Below are 17,722 nucleotides of genomic sequence, written 5' to 3' on the forward strand. Positions count from 1 at the left end.
GAGAACCGATGAACAATCGCTCCCGCCGCGCTGGTCTCGCAGGCCTCGCCGTAATCGCGGTCGCCGCCCTCGCCGGCTGCGCCACCTCCGCGGCATCCACCGCATCCACCGGCAGCATGGCGACGCTGACGGACGACGACGACGTGACCATCACCTTCGAGTCCTACAACCTCTCCAACGCCGGCATCTGGTCGGACACGATCACGAATCTGATCGACGAGTTCATGGCCGAGCACCCGAACATCACGGTCAATGCGCAGCCCTCCAGCTCCACCTCGACCGCCGGAAGCGTTCAGCAGCAGGTCCTCGCCGGTGGCGCTCCGGACGTCGCGCAGCTCACCTTCAACGAACTCGACTTCGCCGCCACCACGCTCGGCGCGCAGAACCTCAGCACGGTCGTCGGACCGGATGCTCTCGCCGAGGAGTTCGGCGGCGAGTACCCGTACCACGAGCGCGCGCAGACCCTCGCGGACTGGGACGGCTCCACCTACGGCATCCCGTACGTGTTCTCCACGCCGGTGCTCTGGATCAACGAGGACCTCTTCGCCCAGGCCGGTCTCGACCCCGAGACGGTCGACCTCTCGACGTGGGATGCCGTGGAGGCGGCCGGTGAGAAGATCACCGCCGTGACAGGTGAGCCCTCCGTGAGCGTCACCTGCACGGTGACCGGCGGCAGCTGGTGCATGCAGGGCGTGTTCCTCTCCGACGGCGCACAGGTGCTCAGCGACGACCGCACGACGATCGAGTTCGGCTCGGACGCGGCCGTCGACACGGTGCAGACGTTCCGCGACATGTTCGACGCCGGCGTGCTCGCCAATCAGGACTCGGTCTCGATGTACGAGGCCTTCGCTCAGGGCAAGACCGCCGTTCACGTGAACACCTCCGCGCTGCAGGCGGCCTTCATGGGCGGTGCCGACTCCGGAGGCTGGACGCTCGACGCCCGCACCCTGCCCGCGTTCGGTGACCAGGACGTCGTCCCGACCAACTCCGGCTCGTTCCTCGCGATGTTCTCCACCGACCCGAAGAAGCAGGCTGCTGCCTGGGAGCTGATCCAGTGGATGACCAGCCCGCACGCCTACGAGATCATCTCGACCGAGATCGGCTACCTGCCGCTGCGCAACACCATGACCGAAGAGGGCGGACCGCTCTATGAATGGGTCGAGGCGAACCCGCTCGTCAAGCCCAACCTCCAGCAGCTCGACACCCTCGAGCCGTGGGTCTCGTACCCGGGCGACAGCTACGCGCAGGTCGACACCGTGCTCGCGACCGCGATCGAGGAATCGGTGTTCTACGGCGCTGACATCGACACGTCCATGAAGGATGCCGCGGAGCGCGCACAGGGGCTGATCGAATGAGCATCGCCGAAGGAACCCCTGTCCGCCGCCACGTGACCCCCGGCGTCTACAACCTCCGCGACACCGGCGGCTACCGGGCAGCGACCGGCACATCCCGCTGGGGCAAGCTCTTCCGCTCGGACGCGCTGCACCTGCTGGATGCGTCCGGTCGGGACCTGATCGCCGAGCTCGGCATCGCGCACATCGTCGATCTGCGCGGCGACGACGAGCTGCGCTCCGCTCCGAGTGCCCTCGACGGGGTCGCGGTGCACGTGCACCACCTGCCCGTCTTCGACCAGGCCGCACCGGCATCTCAGGCCGACATGCGCCTCGGGCTGGCTCCGATCTACGACCACATGGTCGACGAGCGCGGCGCCCAGCTGGCGGATGCCGTCCGCGTGATCGCCGCGGCGGAGGACGACGAGGCCGTGCTGGTGCACTGCACGGCAGGCAAGGACCGCACCGGGCTCGTCATCGCGTTCGCCCTGAGCGCGGCAGGCGTCGACCGCGACGAGGTCGTGGCCGACTACGCCCAGACCGCGGACAACCTGCGTGGCGAATGGGCCGAGCGCATGCTGGCCGGCTTCCGCGACAGCGGAGCCGAACTCACCCCCGCGGTCGTCGAGCTGGTCACCGCCAGCCCGGCGGACGTGCTCGACGCCCTCCTCGCCCGCGTCGAGCGGGAGCACGGCTCCGTGCGCGCCTACCTTCAGGCGAACGGCCTGTCCGCTCCCGACCTCGACCGCCTCGCCGCGGTCCTGGTCGACTGACCCACATACTTCGAAAGGACCCTCATGAACGACCTCGACGGGCAGTTCTCCGCCCCTGACCACTTCATCCTGCACCTGTCGGACACGCACTTCGTCGGCGGCGACGGACTGCTCCACGACAGCATCGACTCCGACAAGAACCTCGCCGAGCTCTTCGAGGGCTTCGCGAAGTCGAACACGCGTCCGGAGGCGATCGTCTTCACCGGCGACCTCGCCGACGCCGGCGACCCCGACGCCTACCAGCGCCTGCGCGATCTCGTCGAGCCCGCGGCAGAGCGCTTCGGCGCCGAGGTCATCTGGGTGATGGGCAACCACGACGAGCGCGTGGCCTTCCGCAAGGGGCTGCTGGATCAGGATGCCGACGACACCGAGCCCGTCGACCGGGTGTTCGACATCAACGGGCTGCGCATCATCGCCCTGGACTCGACCGTGCCGGGCCACCACCACGGCGAGATCAGTGACGAGCAGCTGGCGTGGCTGGCCGACGTCCTCGCCACTCCGGCGCCGGACGGAACGCTCATCGCGCTGCACCACCCGCCGGTTCCGAGCCCTCTCGGCCTGCTCGCGCTGGTCGAGCTGAAGGACCAGGATCGCCTGGCCGCCGTCATCCAGGGCACCGACGTCCGTGGCGTGCTCGGCGGACACCTGCACTACTCGACGCACAGCACCTTCGCCGGTGTCCCGGTGTCGGTCGCCTCCGCGACCTGCTACACGCAGGACCTCAATGTTGTCTACCCCGGCGCACGTGGTCAGGACGGCGCGCAGTCGTACAACCTGGTGCACGTCTACGGCGATCGCGTGCTGCACTCCATCGTGCCGATCGGACAGTTCCCGACGGTCTACGAGATGACGCCGGAGATGCTCGAGGAGTTCATGCGGATGAGCGCCGAAGAGCGGCTCGCCGCGGCATCCGCATCACTGCAGAGCTGACCGTGTTCGTCGCCGTCACCATCCCTGAGACCGACGCCGAGGAGGTGGATGCGGCCCCGCGCACGCGGCGCCGCATCCGCCCCGAGGCGCTCGTGCCGTACCTGTACATCCTGCCCGGCATCTTCTTCCTGCTGCTGTGGACGTACAGCCCGCTCGTGCAGACCTTCTCGCTGTCGTTCTACGACTGGAATCTGCTGCCGACGAGCCCGAAGACCTTCGTGGGCTTCGACAACTACGTCGAGGTCACGCAGCTTCCCGAGATGCGCATCGCGATCATCAACACGATCGTGTACATCGCCGCCTTCCTGGTGTTCTCCCTCGTGCTGCCCATCGTCATCGCCCTGGTGTCGCGGCAGGTGCAGGGGAGGGCGCGCACGTTCTACCAGGCGCTGATCTTCGTGCCGTTCCTCATCACCCCGGTGGCGACGAGCGCGGTCTGGCGCTGGCTGTTCGCCGAGCAGGGCGCGATCGCCACGGTGCTCGCGCACCTGGGCATCGACATGCCGAACGTGTTCCGCGACCCCGCCTGGGCGATCTGGGCGGTCATCGTGATCGTCGGCTGGCAGATGCTCGGGTTCGGCGTCCTCGTCGTGGCGGCGGGTTTCGCCGGAATCAGTCCGGACTACGCGCAGGCCGCGTCCTTGGACGGTGCGGGCTTCGGGCGCATCACCCGGAAGATCACGATGCCGCTGCTGAGCCCGACGATCGTGTTCCTCGCGCTGATGACCATCCTGCTCGCAGCGCAGTGGACGTATCCCATCATCGATCTGCTCACGCAGGGCGGTCCGTCGAACTCGACGACGAACATCTACTACCTGCTGTACCAGTTCGGTTTCCAGAACTTCGACGCCGGCATCTCCTCGGCCGCCGGAGTGATCTTCTTCCTCGGCTTCGGTCTGATCGCGCTGCTCTTCCTCGAGCTGCAGGATCGTCTGAGCTTCTACGACAACTGAGAGGTCGTCATGGCTTTCGTCACCATCGCACCCCCGGCATCCGTCGCCGGCGGCGCCAACCGGGTGCAGTCCACGTCCGAGGACCTGGCCGTCGGGTCCCGCCGTCGGGGCGGGGTGATCCTCGGGCACATCATCCTGGTGATCCTCGCGGTGTTCAGCATCTTCCCGGTGTACTGGATGTTCGCCACGGCGCTGCGCGCCCCGGAGAACGCCCTCGACCAGACCCTGCTGCCCTGGCCGTTGAGCTTCGAGAACTTCGCCTACGTGTGGGACACCATCCCGATCGGCAGCATGCTGGTGAACACGTTCGGGATGTCGCTCGTCCTGGCGGCCGCGCAGCTGCTGATCGCCGTGCTGGCGGCCTACGGCTTCGCCGTGTGGGACTTCGCAGGCAAGAAGCTGCTGATGTTCCTGTTCATCGGTTCGTGGCTCGTGCCGTTCCAGGTCACGATGATCCCCAACTACGTGCTCGTCTCGCAGCTCGGGCTGCTCGGCACGATCGGCGGTGTCGTGGTCCCGCAGCTCGCCGGTGCGTTCGCGGTGCTGCTGATGGTGCAGCACATGCGGGCCTTCCCGCGCGAGCTGCTGGAGGCGTCGCAGCTGGACGGGCGCTCGAGCTGGGCGACGCTGTGGTCAGTGGTCGTTCCGAACATGAAGCCGGCGCTCGCCGCCCTCGGCATTATGGCGTTCATCTCGGCGTGGAACGAGTACCTCTGGCCCTCGCTGATCATGCGTCAGGGCGACGCGCTCATCCAGGTGGGCGTGCGCAGCTTCCTGACCGCCGAGGGCGACAACTGGGGGGCGACGATGGCGGCTGCGGGGCTCGCCTGCATCCCCGTACTGCTGATCTACATCTTCCTGCAGCGCTACGTCGTCGACGCGTTCGTGCGCTCCGGCTTGAAGTAGTCCACATACCCGGTGGCGGCCAGCGCGACGAAGGATGTCACATCATCCTTCCGATGGATGTGCAGGCGCCCCGCGCTCGCCTAGTCTGGTCGTACACGGATCGCATCGGGGGGTGCACGATGGTGACATCGACAGCAGTGTTCAACGACTTGGCCGGAGTGTTCGTCCCGATCGGGGTGGCGGGCGCCGTGATCGCGGTGCTCTGCGCTCTCATCGCGCTGGTCGCGATGACGCGCGGAGCGGAAGGCGTCGTCGGCGGCGCGGTCGCGGCTTGGATCTTCGGCGCGCTGCTCAGCGTCGCCGCCGCAGCCGCGAACACCTGGATGCCGACGCTGATCGCCGGCGCGGCGCTGATCGTCGCTCTGACGGTCGGCGGCATCGTGCGTGGAATCGTGGCCGGACGGCCGGCACGCGTCGCGGCGGCCGAGGAGGCGACCGCGGTCATCGCGCCCTCGAAGCCCGCGGCTTCCGTGAAGCCGTTCGACGCCCCGCGTCAGCCCGCCTTCGAGATCGCGCGCGCCGCCGTCGACGCCCACTGACGTCGACGCCCGCTGACGCGGGCGGCTCTGACGCAGCCGGCCGCACCGCTCAGCGGTAGTCGCGGTCGAGGTGCTGCCGTGCGGGGTCCCCGCCGGCGGCGATGCGCTCAGCCTCCCTGGCGCGCAGTTCGACGCGACGGATCTTCCCCGAGATGGTCTTCGGCAGCTCGGGCACGAACTCGATGATCCGCACCCACAGATGCGCGGACAGCCGCTCGCGCGCGAACGCGTAGATCGCGGATGCCGCGGCGGCTTCGTCCTCGGCATCCGGTCGGAGGCAGACGTACGCCTTCGGAACCGACAGCCGCGTCGCGTCCGGGCTCGGGATCACCGCCGCCTCGATCACCAGCTCGTGCTCGAGCAGCACAGACTCGAGCTCGAACGGCGAGATCTTGTAGTCGGAGGCCTTGAAGACGTCGTCCGCGCGCCCGATGTAGGTGAGGTAGCCGTCCGCGTCGCGGGTCGCGATGTCGCCGGTGTGGTGGAAACCGCCCTCGCGGGACTCGGCGGTCTTCGCGGCATCCCGGTAGTAACCGGCCATCAGGCCGACCGGTGCGTCGGCGAGGTCGAGCGCGATCTCGCCCTCCGCGGAGGTCACCGCACCGGTGACCGGGTCCAGCAGCACGACCGGATAGCCGGGCAGCGGGCGGCCCATCGATCCGTCCTTGACGACCTGGCCGGGGGAGTTGCCGACGCAGGCGGTCATCTCGGTCTGCCCGAAGCCGTCGCGGATCGTCCCGCCCCACGCCTGTCGCACCCGCATGATGACCTCAGGGTTCAACGGCTCGCCGGCACCGACCAGCTCGCGAGGAGGATGCGCGAGGCGCCCGAGGTCGGCCTGGATCAGCATCCGCCAGACCGTCGGCGGAGCGCAGAAGGTCGACACCTGGTGCGTCTCCATGACCTGCATCAGCGTGTTCGCGTCGAAGCGGTCGTAGTTGTACACGAACACGGTCGCCTGCGCGAGGAACGGCGAGTAGAAGCTCGACCAGGCGTGCTTGGCCCAGCCGGGCGACGAGATGTTCAGGTGCACGTCCTCCGGACGCACGCCCAGCCACCACATGGTCGACAGGTGGCCGACCGGATACGAGACATGCGTGTGCTGCACGAGCTTGGGCCGGCTGGTCGTCCCCGACGTGAAGTACAGCAGGCTGGTGTCGGATGCCGGGGTCGAGTCATCCGGGTCGAAGGCGTCCTGCGCGCTCGCCGACTCGGCGAAGTCGGTCCAGCCGTCGGGCGCTGCGCCGACCGCGATCCGCAGCACATCGCCGTCGACACGATCCGCGAGCGACCCGAGGGTCACGACGGCCGTGGCCTCGCCGTGCTCGATCCGGTACGCCAGGTCGGATGCCGAGAGCAGCGTCGAGGTGGGGATCGACACGGCGCCGATCTTCGTGATGGCGAGCATGACCTCCCACAGCTCGATCGAGTTGTTCAGCATCACGATGACGTGATCGCCGCGACGGATGCCCAGGCTCAGGAGCCAGTTCGCCACCTGGTCGCTGCGGCGGGAGAGCTCTCCGTAGCTCCACGTGCGGACGCTGAGGTCGGCGGAGACGATCTGCACCGCCGGACGCTCCGGGTGCTCGCCCGCGACGACGTCGAACCACTCGAGTGCGAAGTTGAAGGACTCCAGCTGCGGCCAGTGGAACCCGGCGCGGGCGCCGTCGTAGTCCGTGGCGTGATCGAAGAGGAAGTCGCGCATCTCGCGGATGGCGGTCGTGGCGGCGGTGGCAGGACGGGTCATGAGTTCCATCCTGCACCCGGCGGGCGGTCCGCCGTGCCCGACGAGCGAAGGGGGGCGTCAGACCCCGGCCAGCCACGCGCCGAAGGCGTCGAACGAGTACGGGCGGCCGAGGAACGACTCGACGAGGTCCGCGGCATCCGCTGATCCGCCGCGCGCGAGCACCTCGTCGCGGTACCGGCCGGCGACGTCCGCGGCGAACATGTCCGAACGGTCGAACGCGCTGAACAGATCCTTGGCGATCACCAGGCTCCACATGTACGTGTAGTAGCCCGAGCTGTACGCCGTCAGGTGCCCGAAACCGGCCTGGAAGTGCGTGTCGGGCAGGCGCGCGATGACCGAGTAGCGCTCGGACAGCTCCGCCAGCGCGGCGTCGTGGTCTGCCGGGCGCTCCAGGTGCAGCCGGTACGACACCGCGGCGTAGAAGATCTGCGTCCGCACCGCGCGCCCACGGTCGGAATCCGCGGCCTCGCGCATGCGGGACACGAGGTCGGCCGGGATCGGTGCGCCGCCGGCATCCAGAGCGAAGGTCTGCAGGATGTCGGCATCCCAGGCCCATTCCTCGAGCATCTGCGAGGGGGCCTCGACGAAGTCCCACTCCGTCGCGACGCCGGAGAACCGCGCCCACCGCTGGTCGCCGCCGAGGACGTGGTGCAGCAGGTGACCGAACTCGTGGAACAGCGTCTTGACCTGCTCGTGCTCCATGAGGCCGCGGGGGAAGTTGCACACGAGCACTCCCTCGGGGAGCTGGATGCCGCGCACACCGGTGACGAGATCGAACTGCGCCGCGTGCTTGTACTTGCCCTCGCGCGGATGGAGGTCGAGGTGGATCCGACCGATGCGCTCGTCGCCGCGGACGACGTCGTAGGTCGCGACCTCATCCGACCAGGTCGGGGCGTCGAGCTCGCGGTAGCTGATCCCGAACAGTCGGCCGGTCACGTCCAGCAGGCCCTGGCGCACGCGCGCGAAGTCGAAGTAGCGGCGCACCTCCTGCGCGTCGACCTCGTGATTCTCGCGGCGCAGGATCTCGCCGTAGTACTCGGCGTCCGCGGTCGTGATCTCGGTGATCGCTTGGTCGTCCTCGCGTGCACGGGCCAGCAGCGCATCGCGGTCGGCCGCAGCGCGATCGGCCGCGAGGTCGGTGATGCGCTCGATGAAGTCGCCGATCGCCTCGCCGGTGCCGATCATCTTCACCTCGGCATCGAAGTCCGGCCACGAGGCGTACCCCAGCAGGTGTGCCTGCTCGGCGCGCAGATCGAGCAGCTCGTGCAGCAGGGAATCGTTCGCCGGCCAGCCGCGATCGTTGTAGGCGCGGGCGATCTCCTCGCGCGCGGCCGCGTCGTGCGCGTAGGCGCGGAACGGCCGGAAGTCCGGGTAGTCGGTCGTGATCTCCACCAGGCCGTCGTCGCCGACCGGATGCGCCGCGATGAAGTCGTCGGGGAGCCCGGCCAGGCGCTCCGGCGCGATGCGGATGCTGCGGACATCGTCGCGGACGTTGCGCGAGAACTCCTGGTCGACGACGGTGATGCGGGCGCTGATCTCGGCGAGTCGAGCGCGCGTCGCGTCATCCTGGTCGACGCCGCCACGGCGGAAGTCGCGCAGAATGCGCTCGAGCAGGCGCGAAGCCTGCGCGTCCAGGTCGGCAGGATCGAGCGCCGCCAGGACCTCGTATAGCGCGCGGTCCTGGTCGCGTTCGGTCACGAAGGCGGATGCCTCCTGCAGCGCCTGCTCGGCCAGTTCGCGGGCCTCGGCATCCGGATGCACCTCGGCGAGCAGCTGCGTGAAGCTGGACGCGTTCGCGGTGGCGATCTCGCCGATGTTCCACAGCTCGAGCGTGGCGGGCGCCGACCGCGGGGTGCCGTCCTTGAGGCGGTCGACGATGTCGCGCGCTGTTGCGAGCGAGGTCTCGGCGCGGTCGGAGATGAACGCGTTCCAGTCGTCAGCGGGCAGGGCGAGCGGTTCGAGAGCCATGCGCTTCAGCCTAGGCGGATGCTCCGTCCGCGCCCGCGTGTCCGGTCGCCTTGGGGTGTCACTGCGCGGGGGACCGGGTCCGCCGGGCGAACACGTGCCGCCCGATCACTCCCTGCCGCGGTGCGAACAGATACACCAGGACGAACGCCGCACCCTGCACGACGACGACGAGTCCGCCCGGTGCGGCATCCCACCAGTAGCTGAGGTAGATCCCGGTGACGCTGCACACCGCAGACAGGACGGGCGCGATCAGCAGCATTCGTCCGAATCGGTCGGTCAGCAGCTGCGCTGTGGCGCCCGGGATGATGAGCATGGCGACGACGAGCACTACTCCGACCACTTGCAGGGCCACGACCGCCGTCAAGGCGAGGATGCCGAGCAGCAGAGCCCCCAGCATCCGGGGGGAGAGGCCGATCGCGAACGCGTGCGTCGGGTCGAACGCGTACAGCGTGAGGTCGCGGCGCTTGACGATCAGCACCGTGAACGCGACGGCGGCGAGGATGCCGACCTGCAGGAGGTCGCTCCTCGACACCCCGAGGATGTTCCCGAAGATGATGTGGTTGAGATCCGTCTGGCTCGGGGTGACCGAGATGAGCACGAGTCCGAGTGCGAACAGGGTGGTGAAGACGATGCCGATCGCGGCATCCTCCTTCACTCGGCTGGTGCCGCGGATCGCGCCGATCAGTGCCACCGCGAGGAACCCGAACACCAGCGCCCCGAGGGCGAACGGTGCGCCGACGACGTAGGCGATAACGACTCCGGGGAGCACGGCGTGCGAAACGGCGTCACCCATCAGTGACCAGCCCACGAGGACGAGCCAGCACGACAGCAGCGCGCAGACGACGGCGGCCATCACGGTCGTCGCAAGCGCCCGCACCATGAAGTCGTACTGCAGGGGTTCGAGGATCCAGTCCCAGATCACGCGGCCCCCTCCTCGGCATCCAGCCCGAAGGCGCGGGCCAGCCGGGCCGGCTCGAGCGCCTCGGCGACCGATCCGTGGAAGAGCACGCGGCGCAGCAGCAGCACGGCTTCGTCCGCGAGGTCCGGCAGGGCGTGCAGGTCGTGGGTCGACACGAGCACGGTCCGACCGGATGCCGCGAGCTCGCGCAGCAGCCGCACGATCGTCGCCTCGCTGCGCTTGTCGACGCCCGCGAACGGCTCGTCGAGCAGCAGGATGCCGGCATCCTGGGCGATCCCGCGGGCGACGAACGCGCGCTTGCGCTGCCCGCCGGACAGCTGGCCGATCTGCCGGTCGGCCAGGTCGTGCAGTTCGACGCGTTCGAGGGCCTCGTCGACGGCCGTGCGGTCGGCGGTGCGCGCTCGCCGCGTCATCCCCTGCCGGCCGTAGCGGCCCATCATGACGACGTCGCGCACGGAGACGGGGAACGACCAGTCCACGTCCTCGCTCTGCGGGACGTATCCGACCAGGCCGCGGCGCCGAGCGGATGCCGAGTCGCCGCCCTCCAGCGCCACCGTCCCGGCGGACGGACGCACGAGCCCGAGGATCGACTTGAACAGCGTGGACTTGCCTGAGCCGTTCATTCCGATCAGCCCCGTGACGCGCCCCGCGTCGACGGCGAGGGAGACATCGTCCAGCGCGAGCACGTCGCCGTAGCGGACCGTGACGCCGCGGACCTCGATCGCGTTCATCCGGTCAGACCTTCCACGATCGTGTCGGCGTCGTGCCGGATCAGATCGAGATACGTCGGGACGGGCCCGTCGGCCTCCGAGAGCGAGTCGACGTAGAGGATGCCGCCGAACGCGGCATCCGTCGCCTCGACGACCTGCTGCATGGGCTTGTCCGAGACGGTGGACTCGCAGAACACCGCAGGGACGTCGTTGTCGTCGACGAACTCGATGACGTCCGCGATCTGCTGCGGTGTCGCCTGCTGCTCGGCGTTGACCGGCCAGATGTAGGCCTCGGTGAGGCCGGCATCCCTGGCGAGATACGAGAACGCGCCCTCGCACGTGACGAGCGCGCGCTGGTTCTCGGGAAGCGCGGCGAGGGAGGCTGTGAGGTCGTCCTGCACCTGCTGCAGGTCCGCCTTGTAGGACTCGGCGTTCGCGGCGAAGTCGTCGGCGTGGGCAGGATCGAGCTCGGTGAACGCCTCGACCATCGCGTCGACGTAGAGCTGCACGTTCGCGGGACTCATCCAGGCGTGCGGGTTGGGTTTTCCCGCGTACGCGTCGCCGGTGATGTCGATCACGTCGACGTCTTCGGAGACCACGGCGTGGGGGACGTCGACCGTCTCGACGAACTGCGCGAACCACACCTCGAGGTTCAGCCCGTTGTCGAGGATGAGGTCCGCATCGGCCGCCTTCCGGATGTCGCCTGGGGTGGGCTCGTAGCCGTGGATCTCGGCGCCCGGCTTGGTGATCGACTCCACGCGCAGGTGCTCGCCCGCGACGTTCTCGGCGATGTCCGCGAGGACGGTGAACGTCGTCAGCACCATCGGGCGGTCGTCATCGGATGCCGCGTTCGGCCCGCTGCAACCCGTGAGCGCGAGCACTCCGGCAGCGCACGCGGACGCGACGATGCGAAGATTTTTAGGCATACCGAAAACCTACCTTTTCGGTATGCCTAAAACAAGCGATGCACTGCTCACGGCGGATCCGCCGTCGGCAGATTCCCGCGCGGACCCGGATGCCGGGGCGCACGCTGGACCCATGAGCGAAGACACCCCGATCCCGCAGTTCGGCGCCGAGGCCAGGCGAGCGCTTTTCCACGAACGCGTCCTCGTGCTCGATGGCGCCCTCGACGACGACAACGGCACGCTGCTGATGACGCAGCTGCTGACCCTGTCCACCGAGGATCCGGTCGCGGACATCGCCCTGTGGATCCACTCGCCCGGTGGTTCCGTCCCCGCGATGCTCGCGATCCGCGACCTCATGCAGCTCATCCCCAACGACGTGTCGACGCTCGTCCTGGGGATGGCGGCCAGCGCCGGGCAGTTCCTGCTCTCCGGCGGGGCGAAGGGTAAGCGCCGGGCGCTGCCGCACGCGCGGGTGCTCATGCACCAGGGGTCGGCGGGGATCGGCGGATCCGCCGTCGAGATCGAGGTGCAGGCCGACGATCTCCGCCAGATGCGCGACACGGTGCTCGGCCTCATCGCGGACGACACCGGCCAGTCGCCGGAGCGCATCTTCGAGGACTCCCTGCACGACCGGTGGTACACGGCATCCGAAGCACTCGCCTACGGATTCATCGACGAGATCATCACCTCGACCGCCGAGGTGTTCCCGCGCCGGCGCGCACGGGTCGGACTGGGAGGACAGTCATGAGCAGCTACACGATCCCCAACGTCATCGCGCAGCATCCGCGGGGCGAGCGCATCATGGACGTCTACTCGCACCTGCTCGCCGAGCGGGTGATCTATCTCGGCACCGGCATCGACGCCGGGGTGGCGAATGCGCTGATCGCGCAGCTGCTGCATCTCGACGCGGATGCCCCGGAGGCCGCCATCCAGTTCTACGTGAACAGCGAGGGAGGCGATCCAGGCGCGGCGCTGGCGATCTACGACACGATGCAGCACATCCGCCCCACCATCGCGACGACCTGCGTCGGGCAGGCGATCGGGCCGGCCGCGCTGCTCGTCGCGGCCGGAGCGCCAGGGCAGCGTGCGGCGCTGACGCACGCGCGCATCGTGCTGCACCAGCCGGCCGGTCAATCGCGCGGCGCGATCCCGGACCTGATCCTCGCGGCCGACGAGGTCGTGCGGGTGCGTTCGGATCTCGAGGCCGTCCTCGCACACCACACCGGCCGTTCGGTCGAGTCGCTGCGGGCCGATACCGATCGGGATCGGGTGTTCACGGCATCCGCGGCCCAGGAGTACGGACTGATCGACACGGTCCTCGGCGCCCGCGGCTGACCGCATAACGGGGCCCGCCGCGAGCCCGGCGCCGGAGACGGCGTCGTGGCCTCGCGTGCCGCCCGTCCGACCTGCGCCGCGTCAGGCGGCGAGGGCGAAGGCTCCGCGCCCGGCGGATGCGGATGCCGGTGCCGATCGGAGCTCATCCGCGATCGAGCTGGTGAGCTCGATGAGACTCGTGTCGAGCGCCCCGGCGATCGCGGCGATCATCTCGCTCGACGGCTCCTTGAGCCCTCGTTCGACCTCGGAGAGGTACTGCGGCGAGACGCCGGCCGTGTCGGCGGTCTCGGTGAGGGTCTCGTTGCGGTCATGGCGCCGACGTCGCAACTGGTCACCCAGCAGGTGGCGCCAGAGCGGCTCCGGGTCGCGGTTCGCGGGACGCGGGAACGGGACGATGTCGACCATGCCTCACGATAGGCCGCTCTCGCCGTCGTGATCGACCGGTTCTGCTCAGAGCAGAACCGGTGCTCCGGGATGTCGCCGCACTGTGGCAGGATCGACCTCGTGACCACTCACGTGAATGCTGACAATTTCGTCCGCGCCGAGACGGATCGGATGTTCCACGATCTGCAGGAGAGCGCAGAGGGCGTCAACGTCTTCCTGCACAACCGTGAACCGGCGGCGATCGACCGCCAGACGGTGATCCGTCTGAACCGTGACACCCTCTACAGCTTCGCTGTCGCCGATGTCTCGGATGAGGCCATCCTCACGCTTCCCGATGCCGATGGTCGCTATCTCTCCGCGATGATCGTGAACGCGGACCACTTCGTGCAGTCGGTCTTTCACGATGCCGGCGACTACGTGCTCCGCGCCGAGGAACTCGGCAGCGATCACGTCGTCGTGGCCGTGCGGATCCTCGTCGACCCGGCCGACCCCGAGGACGTGCGGAGAGTGGCGGCACTGCAGGACGGCATTCGGCTGAAGGCCCGCTCCGCGGAGGGCTTCGAGTACCCGGACTACGACGCGGAGTCCTTCGACGAGACGCGGGACGCACTGCTCTCCCTCGCCAGGAACCTCACCGGCTTCGACCGCATGTTCGGTGCCCCGGATGAGGTCGAACCCGTTCGTCATCTCATCGGGACGGCGGCAGGGTGGGGTGGGCTGCCCACCAGCGAGGCGTCGTACATCGGCGTGGATCCTCGGTTGCCGGTCGGGCAGTACGAGCTCACCGTCCGAGACGTACCGGTAGACGGCTTCTGGTCGATCTCGGTGTACAACGCGGAAGGCTACTTCGAGCCGAACAGCCGCGACTCCTACACGGTCAACAACATCACGGGCGAGAAGAACTCCGATGGATCGACGACCGTGCGCTTCGGTGACTACCCGCCTGAGACGCCGAATGCGATCCCGATCACCGAGGGGTGGAACTACCTGGTGCGGCTGTATCGCCCACGTCCCGAGATCACCGACGGCACCTGGACGTTCCCGACGATCAGCGTGTAGCGCGGGTGCGGGTGCGGGACGGATCCGGAACCGCGGCATCCGATGCCGCCCAGCTGGCGAGCAGCTTCAGCTTGTCGGCCGACGCGGATCCCGGCTCCGCCGTGTAGGTCGACAGGTGCAGGCCTGCGTCGGCGGGCAGCTCGAAAGCCTCATAGGTGAGTTCGAGCTCACCGAACACGGGATGGTTGAGCCTCTTCACGCCGGTGCGGTGGAAGCGCACGTTGTGCGCTGCCCACAACGTGCGGAACCGGTCGCTGCGCGTCGACAGCTCGCCGACGAGATCGGTGAGCTTCCTGTCGTACGGGTTGCGCCCTGCCTCGCCGCGCATCGCGGCGACGAGCTCCTGCGTGTTGCGCTCCCACTCCGGGTAGAACTCCTGCGCGGCCGGGTTCAGGAACGCGAATCGGGCGCTGTTGGGGGCGGGCTCGGCGAACAATGGGGCGTACAGGGCCCTGCCGAGTGCGTTGCCCGCGAGGTAGTCGAAGTAGTTGTTGCGCACCAGCGCAGGTGCTTCGGTCATGGCGTCCAACAGGCGCAGGATGCTGGGGCGCAGTCCCTCCGCCTTCTTGCGCGGCTTGCGCGCCACCGGTGAGGCATTCGCCGTACGGGCGAGATCGAGCAGATGACCAAGCCCCGCAACAGCACGGCCACGTTCGGCATCGCCGGCACGGCACCGGAGGATGCCGGAGCCGCATCGGGCGTCGTCAACACGTTCCACCAGGTACCGACAGCCCCTCCCTCGAATTCGCAACCACATCCACACTGGAGGCATGACCATGAACATCACTCTCAACAACGGCATCCAGATGCCCGCGCTCGGCTTCGGCGTCTTCCAGTCGGCTCCGGAGGAGACGGTCGACGCGGTCAGCGCGGCCCTCGAGACCGGTTACCGGCTCATCGACACCGCCGCCGCGTACGGCAATGAGCGCGAGGTCGGCGAAGCGATCCGCCGCGTCGGCATCGCTCGCGACGACGTCTTCATCGAGACGAAGGTCTGGATCAGCGACTACGGATACGACGAGACGCTGCACGCGTTCGAGAAGTCCACCGGAAAGCTCGGCGTCGACCGGCTCGATCTGCTGATCCTGCACCAGGCGCTGCCCACGCGCTTCGACCTCACCGTCGGCGCTTACAAGGCGCTCGAGAAGCTGCTCGCCGACGGCCGCGTCAGTGCCATCGGCGTGAGCAACTTCATGCTCGACCACCTCGCACACCTGACCGAGGAGACGAGCGTCATCCCGGCGGTCAATCAGATCGAGGTGCACCCGTACTTCCAGCAGCGTGCGGTGCAGCAGGCGGATGCCGCGGCCGGCACCGTGACTCAGGCCTGGTCGCCGATCGGCGGCATCACGGCGTATCGTCCGAACGGCGCATCCGCGTTCGACGACGAGACGCTGAAGGCGATCGGTGCGGCCCACGACAAGTCCCCGGCGCAGGTGATGTTGCGCTGGCACCTGCAGCAGGGCCGGTCAGCGCTGCCGAAGTCGGTGCGCCCCGCGCGCATACAGGAGAACTTCGACGTCTTTGACTTCGAGCTCTCCGTCGACGAGCTGGCGTCCATCGACGCGCTGGACACCGAAGTGCGCCGGGGCCCCGAGCCCGAGGCCGTCACACTCGAAACGTTCGGACGAGAGATTCCCGAGGCCTGACATGCCCACCGCTTTCGAATCGCGCACGTCGTCGCCGCCCGACCGCGGATCGAGTGATGTGCGCGATGCGAAGCGGCTCGGCGGCCCGTTGGCGGCTGCGCTCGCTCTCGCCGGGCTGGTCGGATGCGCCGGCGCGCTGCCTGCGGAGGACACTGAGCCCGAGGAGGCCGCCGTGAGCCCAGACGCTGCTCCGACCGCATCCGGGGCCGACTACGCCGACGGCACGTACGAGGCGACCGGATGGTACGGATCGCTGCTACGCGGCCGAGAGGTCGATCGTGTGCGCGGTGTGATCGCGCTTCGCCCGGAGGTACTCCGCATTCGCCGCCGATAGATGCACGGCGGTGGGCACGCGCTCCTCCACCGCGATGCCCAGGCCCTCGAGCTGCACGGCCTTGTCCGGGTTGTTGCTGAGCAGCCGGATCGCGCGCACGCCGACCGCGGTCAGCATCTGCGCCGCCGCGGTGTAGTCGCGCTCGTCCTCGCCGTGGCCGAGGGCGAGGTTCGCCTCGTACGTGTCGAGTCCGGCATCCTGCAGCGCGTACGCGTCGAGCTTCGCGTACAGGCCGATGCCCCGCCCCTCCTGCCGCAGATAGAGCAGAAACCCGCCCTCGTCAGCGATCCGCTCGACGGCCTCACGCAATTGTGGACCGCAGTCGCAGCGCTCGGATCCGAACACATCACCGGTCAGGCATTCGCTGTGCGGACGCACGAGCGGCGCAGACCCTCCGGATGCTGCGCGCTCCAGCGCGCCCTGCCAGTCGCCGAGTCCGAGCAGCAGGTGCTCACGGCTGTCGGCGAGGCCGTCGAAGGTGAAGACGTCCGCGGCCGTCCCGTATCCGTCTGAGAAGCGCATCGGCACGCGGACGTGCGTGCGCTCGGATGCCGCGGCGAGAACCGTCGAGGATGCTGTCATGCGGTGTGCAACGCGCCACCGGACCGGGTATTCCCCGCAGCCCGACCGAGGACTGCTTCATGGAGCACCTCGCGCTGCTGGAGTCGGCCGACGACCCCCTTGAGACGACGACCTGGCTCGAGCACGTCGCCGACGAGGACTACTCCGGACGTCCTTGAGGGCCGGATCTCCATCCTTCGATGGAACCGCCGGCGGGCATCCGCGGCGAGGCTGGACACATGACCCGACTCTTCTACGCCGCCTTCGCCTACATGCTCGCCGGCGTCGCCTCCGGCCTGTTCTACCGCGAGTTCACCAAGCTCAACGGCTTCCCCGAAGGGCAGTTCACCCAGCTCGGCCTCGCGCACACCCATCTGCTGACGCTCGGCTTCATCGTGCTGCTGATCGTGCTCGTGCTCGAGAAGCAGTTCGCCCTGTCGCGCAGTCGCCTGTTCGCGTGGTTCTTCTGGATCTACAACGCCGGCGTCATCGTGACCAGCGGGATGCTCGTCGTGCACGGCTCGCTCACCGTCCTCGGCGCCGAGTCGTCGAAGATGATCGCCGGCATCGCGGGCCTCGGGCACATGCTGCTGACGGCCGGGATGATCCTGCTCTTCCTCGCCCTGCGCAAGGCGCTCGTCCCCAGGACGGATGCCGCGGCATCCGTCTCCGCTCCTGCACCCGTCTGATCCGCGCGGATCTGCGCACGACCGAGGAGA

General features: G+C 68.6%; 19 protein-coding genes. 11 read left to right on the forward strand and 8 right to left on the reverse strand.

Annotation, left to right across the window (positions count from 1 at the left end):
- The first annotated feature begins 8 nt into the window (after positions 1-8).
- The 6 genes from ACWAT3_RS09645 to ACWAT3_RS09670 all read left to right on the forward strand — a co-directional run bounded on the left by ACWAT3_RS09645 (position 9) and on the right by ACWAT3_RS09670 (position 5,432).
- The gene (locus ACWAT3_RS09645) at positions 9-1,355 is read left to right on the forward strand and encodes an extracellular solute-binding protein (protein WP_460797942.1); all 1,347 of its coding nucleotides are present in this window, start codon (positions 9-11) and stop codon (positions 1,353-1,355) included.
- A complete protein-coding gene (locus ACWAT3_RS09650; RefSeq protein WP_460797944.1) occupies positions 1,352-2,104 on the forward strand; it encodes a tyrosine-protein phosphatase in 753 nt (250 codons plus the stop codon). Before ACWAT3_RS09645 ends, ACWAT3_RS09650 begins: the two co-directional genes overlap by 4 nt.
- Before the next feature lie 24 nt (positions 2,105-2,128).
- Entirely contained in the window at positions 2,129-3,034 is a 906-nt protein-coding gene (locus tag ACWAT3_RS09655) for a phosphodiesterase (RefSeq protein ID WP_460797946.1), read from the forward strand.
- 2 nt (positions 3,035-3,036) lie between these two features.
- Entirely contained in the window at positions 3,037-3,987 is a 951-nt protein-coding gene (locus ACWAT3_RS09660) for a carbohydrate ABC transporter permease (protein WP_460797948.1), read from the forward strand.
- Positions 3,988-3,996: 9 nt separating this feature from the next.
- Positions 3,997-4,893 carry a carbohydrate ABC transporter permease gene (locus ACWAT3_RS09665; RefSeq protein ID WP_460797950.1) on the forward strand — a complete coding sequence of 299 codons (897 nt, stop codon included), beginning with the start codon at positions 3,997-3,999 and terminating at the stop codon, positions 4,891-4,893.
- A gap of 119 nt (positions 4,894-5,012) precedes the next feature.
- Positions 5,013-5,432: a hypothetical protein gene (locus ACWAT3_RS09670; RefSeq protein WP_460797951.1), complete on the forward strand. Its 420-nt coding sequence runs from the start codon at positions 5,013-5,015 to the stop codon at positions 5,430-5,432.
- Positions 5,433-5,481: 49 nt separating this feature from the next.
- Here ACWAT3_RS09670 and ACWAT3_RS09675 read toward each other — a convergent pair whose 3' ends face one another.
- Genes ACWAT3_RS09675 through ACWAT3_RS09695 form a run of 5 tightly spaced genes read right to left on the reverse strand, consistent with a single transcriptional unit; the run spans position 5,482 to position 11,702 of the window.
- On the reverse strand, positions 5,482-7,179 hold the full coding sequence (locus ACWAT3_RS09675; protein WP_460797953.1) for an AMP-binding protein: 1,698 nt from the start codon (positions 7,177-7,179) through the stop codon (positions 5,482-5,484).
- Positions 7,180-7,236: 57 nt separating this feature from the next.
- Positions 7,237-9,147: a M3 family metallopeptidase gene (locus ACWAT3_RS09680; RefSeq protein WP_460797955.1), complete on the reverse strand. Its 1,911-nt coding sequence runs from the start codon at positions 9,145-9,147 to the stop codon at positions 7,237-7,239.
- 58 nt (positions 9,148-9,205) lie between these two features.
- Positions 9,206-10,027: a metal ABC transporter permease gene (locus tag ACWAT3_RS09685; RefSeq protein ID WP_460798567.1), complete on the reverse strand. Its 822-nt coding sequence runs from the start codon at positions 10,025-10,027 to the stop codon at positions 9,206-9,208.
- Positions 10,028-10,065: 38 nt separating this feature from the next.
- Complete coding sequence (locus ACWAT3_RS09690; RefSeq protein WP_460797957.1) at positions 10,066-10,797, reverse strand: metal ABC transporter ATP-binding protein; 732 nt, start codon at positions 10,795-10,797, stop codon at positions 10,066-10,068.
- Positions 10,794-11,702 carry a metal ABC transporter substrate-binding protein gene (locus tag ACWAT3_RS09695; protein WP_460797959.1) on the reverse strand — a complete coding sequence of 303 codons (909 nt, stop codon included), beginning with the start codon at positions 11,700-11,702 and terminating at the stop codon, positions 10,794-10,796. Before ACWAT3_RS09695 ends, ACWAT3_RS09690 begins: the two co-directional genes overlap by 4 nt.
- A 112-nt stretch (positions 11,703-11,814) precedes the next feature.
- Between ACWAT3_RS09695 and ACWAT3_RS09700 the strand changes: the two genes are divergently transcribed.
- Positions 11,815-12,429 carry a ClpP family protease gene (locus tag ACWAT3_RS09700; protein ID WP_460797961.1) on the forward strand — a complete coding sequence of 205 codons (615 nt, stop codon included), beginning with the start codon at positions 11,815-11,817 and terminating at the stop codon, positions 12,427-12,429.
- Positions 12,426-13,016 carry a ClpP family protease gene (locus tag ACWAT3_RS09705; protein WP_460797962.1) on the forward strand — a complete coding sequence of 197 codons (591 nt, stop codon included), beginning with the start codon at positions 12,426-12,428 and terminating at the stop codon, positions 13,014-13,016. The genes ACWAT3_RS09700 and ACWAT3_RS09705 overlap by 4 nt, the downstream gene beginning before the upstream one ends.
- Before the next feature lie 81 nt (positions 13,017-13,097).
- On the opposite strand, the gene ACWAT3_RS09710 is transcribed toward ACWAT3_RS09705, so the two are convergent.
- Positions 13,098-13,421 carry a helix-turn-helix domain-containing protein gene (locus ACWAT3_RS09710; RefSeq protein WP_460797964.1) on the reverse strand — a complete coding sequence of 108 codons (324 nt, stop codon included), beginning with the start codon at positions 13,419-13,421 and terminating at the stop codon, positions 13,098-13,100.
- Between the two features lie 99 nt (positions 13,422-13,520).
- Here ACWAT3_RS09710 and ACWAT3_RS09715 point away from each other — a divergent pair, with 99 nt between their 5' ends.
- On the forward strand, positions 13,521-14,459 hold the full coding sequence (locus tag ACWAT3_RS09715) for a DUF1214 domain-containing protein (RefSeq protein ID WP_460797966.1): 939 nt from the start codon (positions 13,521-13,523) through the stop codon (positions 14,457-14,459).
- On the opposite strand, the gene ACWAT3_RS09720 is transcribed toward ACWAT3_RS09715, so the two are convergent.
- Complete coding sequence (locus tag ACWAT3_RS09720; protein ID WP_460797968.1) at positions 14,449-15,045, reverse strand: MmyB family transcriptional regulator; 597 nt, start codon at positions 15,043-15,045, stop codon at positions 14,449-14,451. The genes ACWAT3_RS09715 and ACWAT3_RS09720 overlap by 11 nt on opposite strands.
- Before the next feature lie 190 nt (positions 15,046-15,235).
- Here ACWAT3_RS09720 and ACWAT3_RS09725 point away from each other — a divergent pair, with 190 nt between their 5' ends.
- Positions 15,236-16,108, forward strand: coding sequence for an aldo/keto reductase (locus ACWAT3_RS09725; RefSeq protein WP_460798568.1), 873 nt, complete (start codon positions 15,236-15,238; stop codon positions 16,106-16,108).
- 256 nt (positions 16,109-16,364) lie between these two features.
- Here the strand turns inward: ACWAT3_RS09725 and ACWAT3_RS09730 are convergent, their stop codons facing one another.
- A complete protein-coding gene (locus tag ACWAT3_RS09730; protein ID WP_460797970.1) occupies positions 16,365-17,024 on the reverse strand; it encodes a GTP cyclohydrolase II in 660 nt (219 codons plus the stop codon).
- A 218-nt stretch (positions 17,025-17,242) separates the two neighbouring features.
- On the opposite strand from ACWAT3_RS09730, the gene ACWAT3_RS09735 reads away from it, so the two are divergent.
- Positions 17,243-17,692 (forward strand): DUF2871 domain-containing protein, encoded by a 450-nt coding sequence (locus tag ACWAT3_RS09735; protein WP_460797972.1) that lies wholly within the window; start codon positions 17,243-17,245, stop codon positions 17,690-17,692.
- The last annotated feature ends 30 nt before the right edge of the window (positions 17,693-17,722 follow it).

The sequence above is a fragment of the Microbacterium sp. GXF0217 genome, from assembly GCF_054798195.1.

Bases quoted from the DNA above. Each gene is read 5' to 3' on its own strand.
- ACWAT3_RS09645 (WP_460797942.1), top strand. From the start codon at position 9: ATGAACAATCGCTCCCGCCGCGCTGGTCTCGCAGGCCTCGCCGTAATC.
- ACWAT3_RS09650 (WP_460797944.1), top strand. From the start codon at position 1,352: ATGAGCATCGCCGAAGGAACCCCTGTCCGCCGCCACGTGACCCCCGGC.
- ACWAT3_RS09655 (WP_460797946.1), top strand. From the start codon at position 2,129: ATGAACGACCTCGACGGGCAGTTCTCCGCCCCTGACCACTTCATCCTG.
- ACWAT3_RS09665 (WP_460797950.1), top strand. From the start codon at position 3,997: ATGGCTTTCGTCACCATCGCACCCCCGGCATCCGTCGCCGGCGGCGCC.
- ACWAT3_RS09670 (WP_460797951.1), top strand. From the start codon at position 5,013: ATGGTGACATCGACAGCAGTGTTCAACGACTTGGCCGGAGTGTTCGTC.
- ACWAT3_RS09675 (WP_460797953.1), bottom strand. From the start codon at position 7,179: ATGACCCGTCCTGCCACCGCCGCCACGACCGCCATCCGCGAGATGCGC.
- ACWAT3_RS09680 (WP_460797955.1), bottom strand. From the start codon at position 9,147: ATGGCTCTCGAACCGCTCGCCCTGCCCGCTGACGACTGGAACGCGTTC.
- ACWAT3_RS09685 (WP_460798567.1), bottom strand. From the start codon at position 10,027: ATGGTGCGGGCGCTTGCGACGACCGTGATGGCCGCCGTCGTCTGCGCG.
- ACWAT3_RS09690 (WP_460797957.1), bottom strand. From the start codon at position 10,797: ATGAACGCGATCGAGGTCCGCGGCGTCACGGTCCGCTACGGCGACGTG.
- ACWAT3_RS09695 (WP_460797959.1), bottom strand. From the start codon at position 11,702: ATGCCTAAAAATCTTCGCATCGTCGCGTCCGCGTGCGCTGCCGGAGTG.
- ACWAT3_RS09700 (WP_460797961.1), top strand. From the start codon at position 11,815: ATGAGCGAAGACACCCCGATCCCGCAGTTCGGCGCCGAGGCCAGGCGA.
- ACWAT3_RS09705 (WP_460797962.1), top strand. From the start codon at position 12,426: ATGAGCAGCTACACGATCCCCAACGTCATCGCGCAGCATCCGCGGGGC.
- ACWAT3_RS09710 (WP_460797964.1), bottom strand. From the start codon at position 13,421: ATGGTCGACATCGTCCCGTTCCCGCGTCCCGCGAACCGCGACCCGGAG.
- ACWAT3_RS09725 (WP_460798568.1), top strand. From the start codon at position 15,236: ATGAACATCACTCTCAACAACGGCATCCAGATGCCCGCGCTCGGCTTC.
- ACWAT3_RS09730 (WP_460797970.1), bottom strand. From the start codon at position 17,024: ATGACAGCATCCTCGACGGTTCTCGCCGCGGCATCCGAGCGCACGCAC.
- ACWAT3_RS09735 (WP_460797972.1), top strand. From the start codon at position 17,243: ATGACCCGACTCTTCTACGCCGCCTTCGCCTACATGCTCGCCGGCGTC.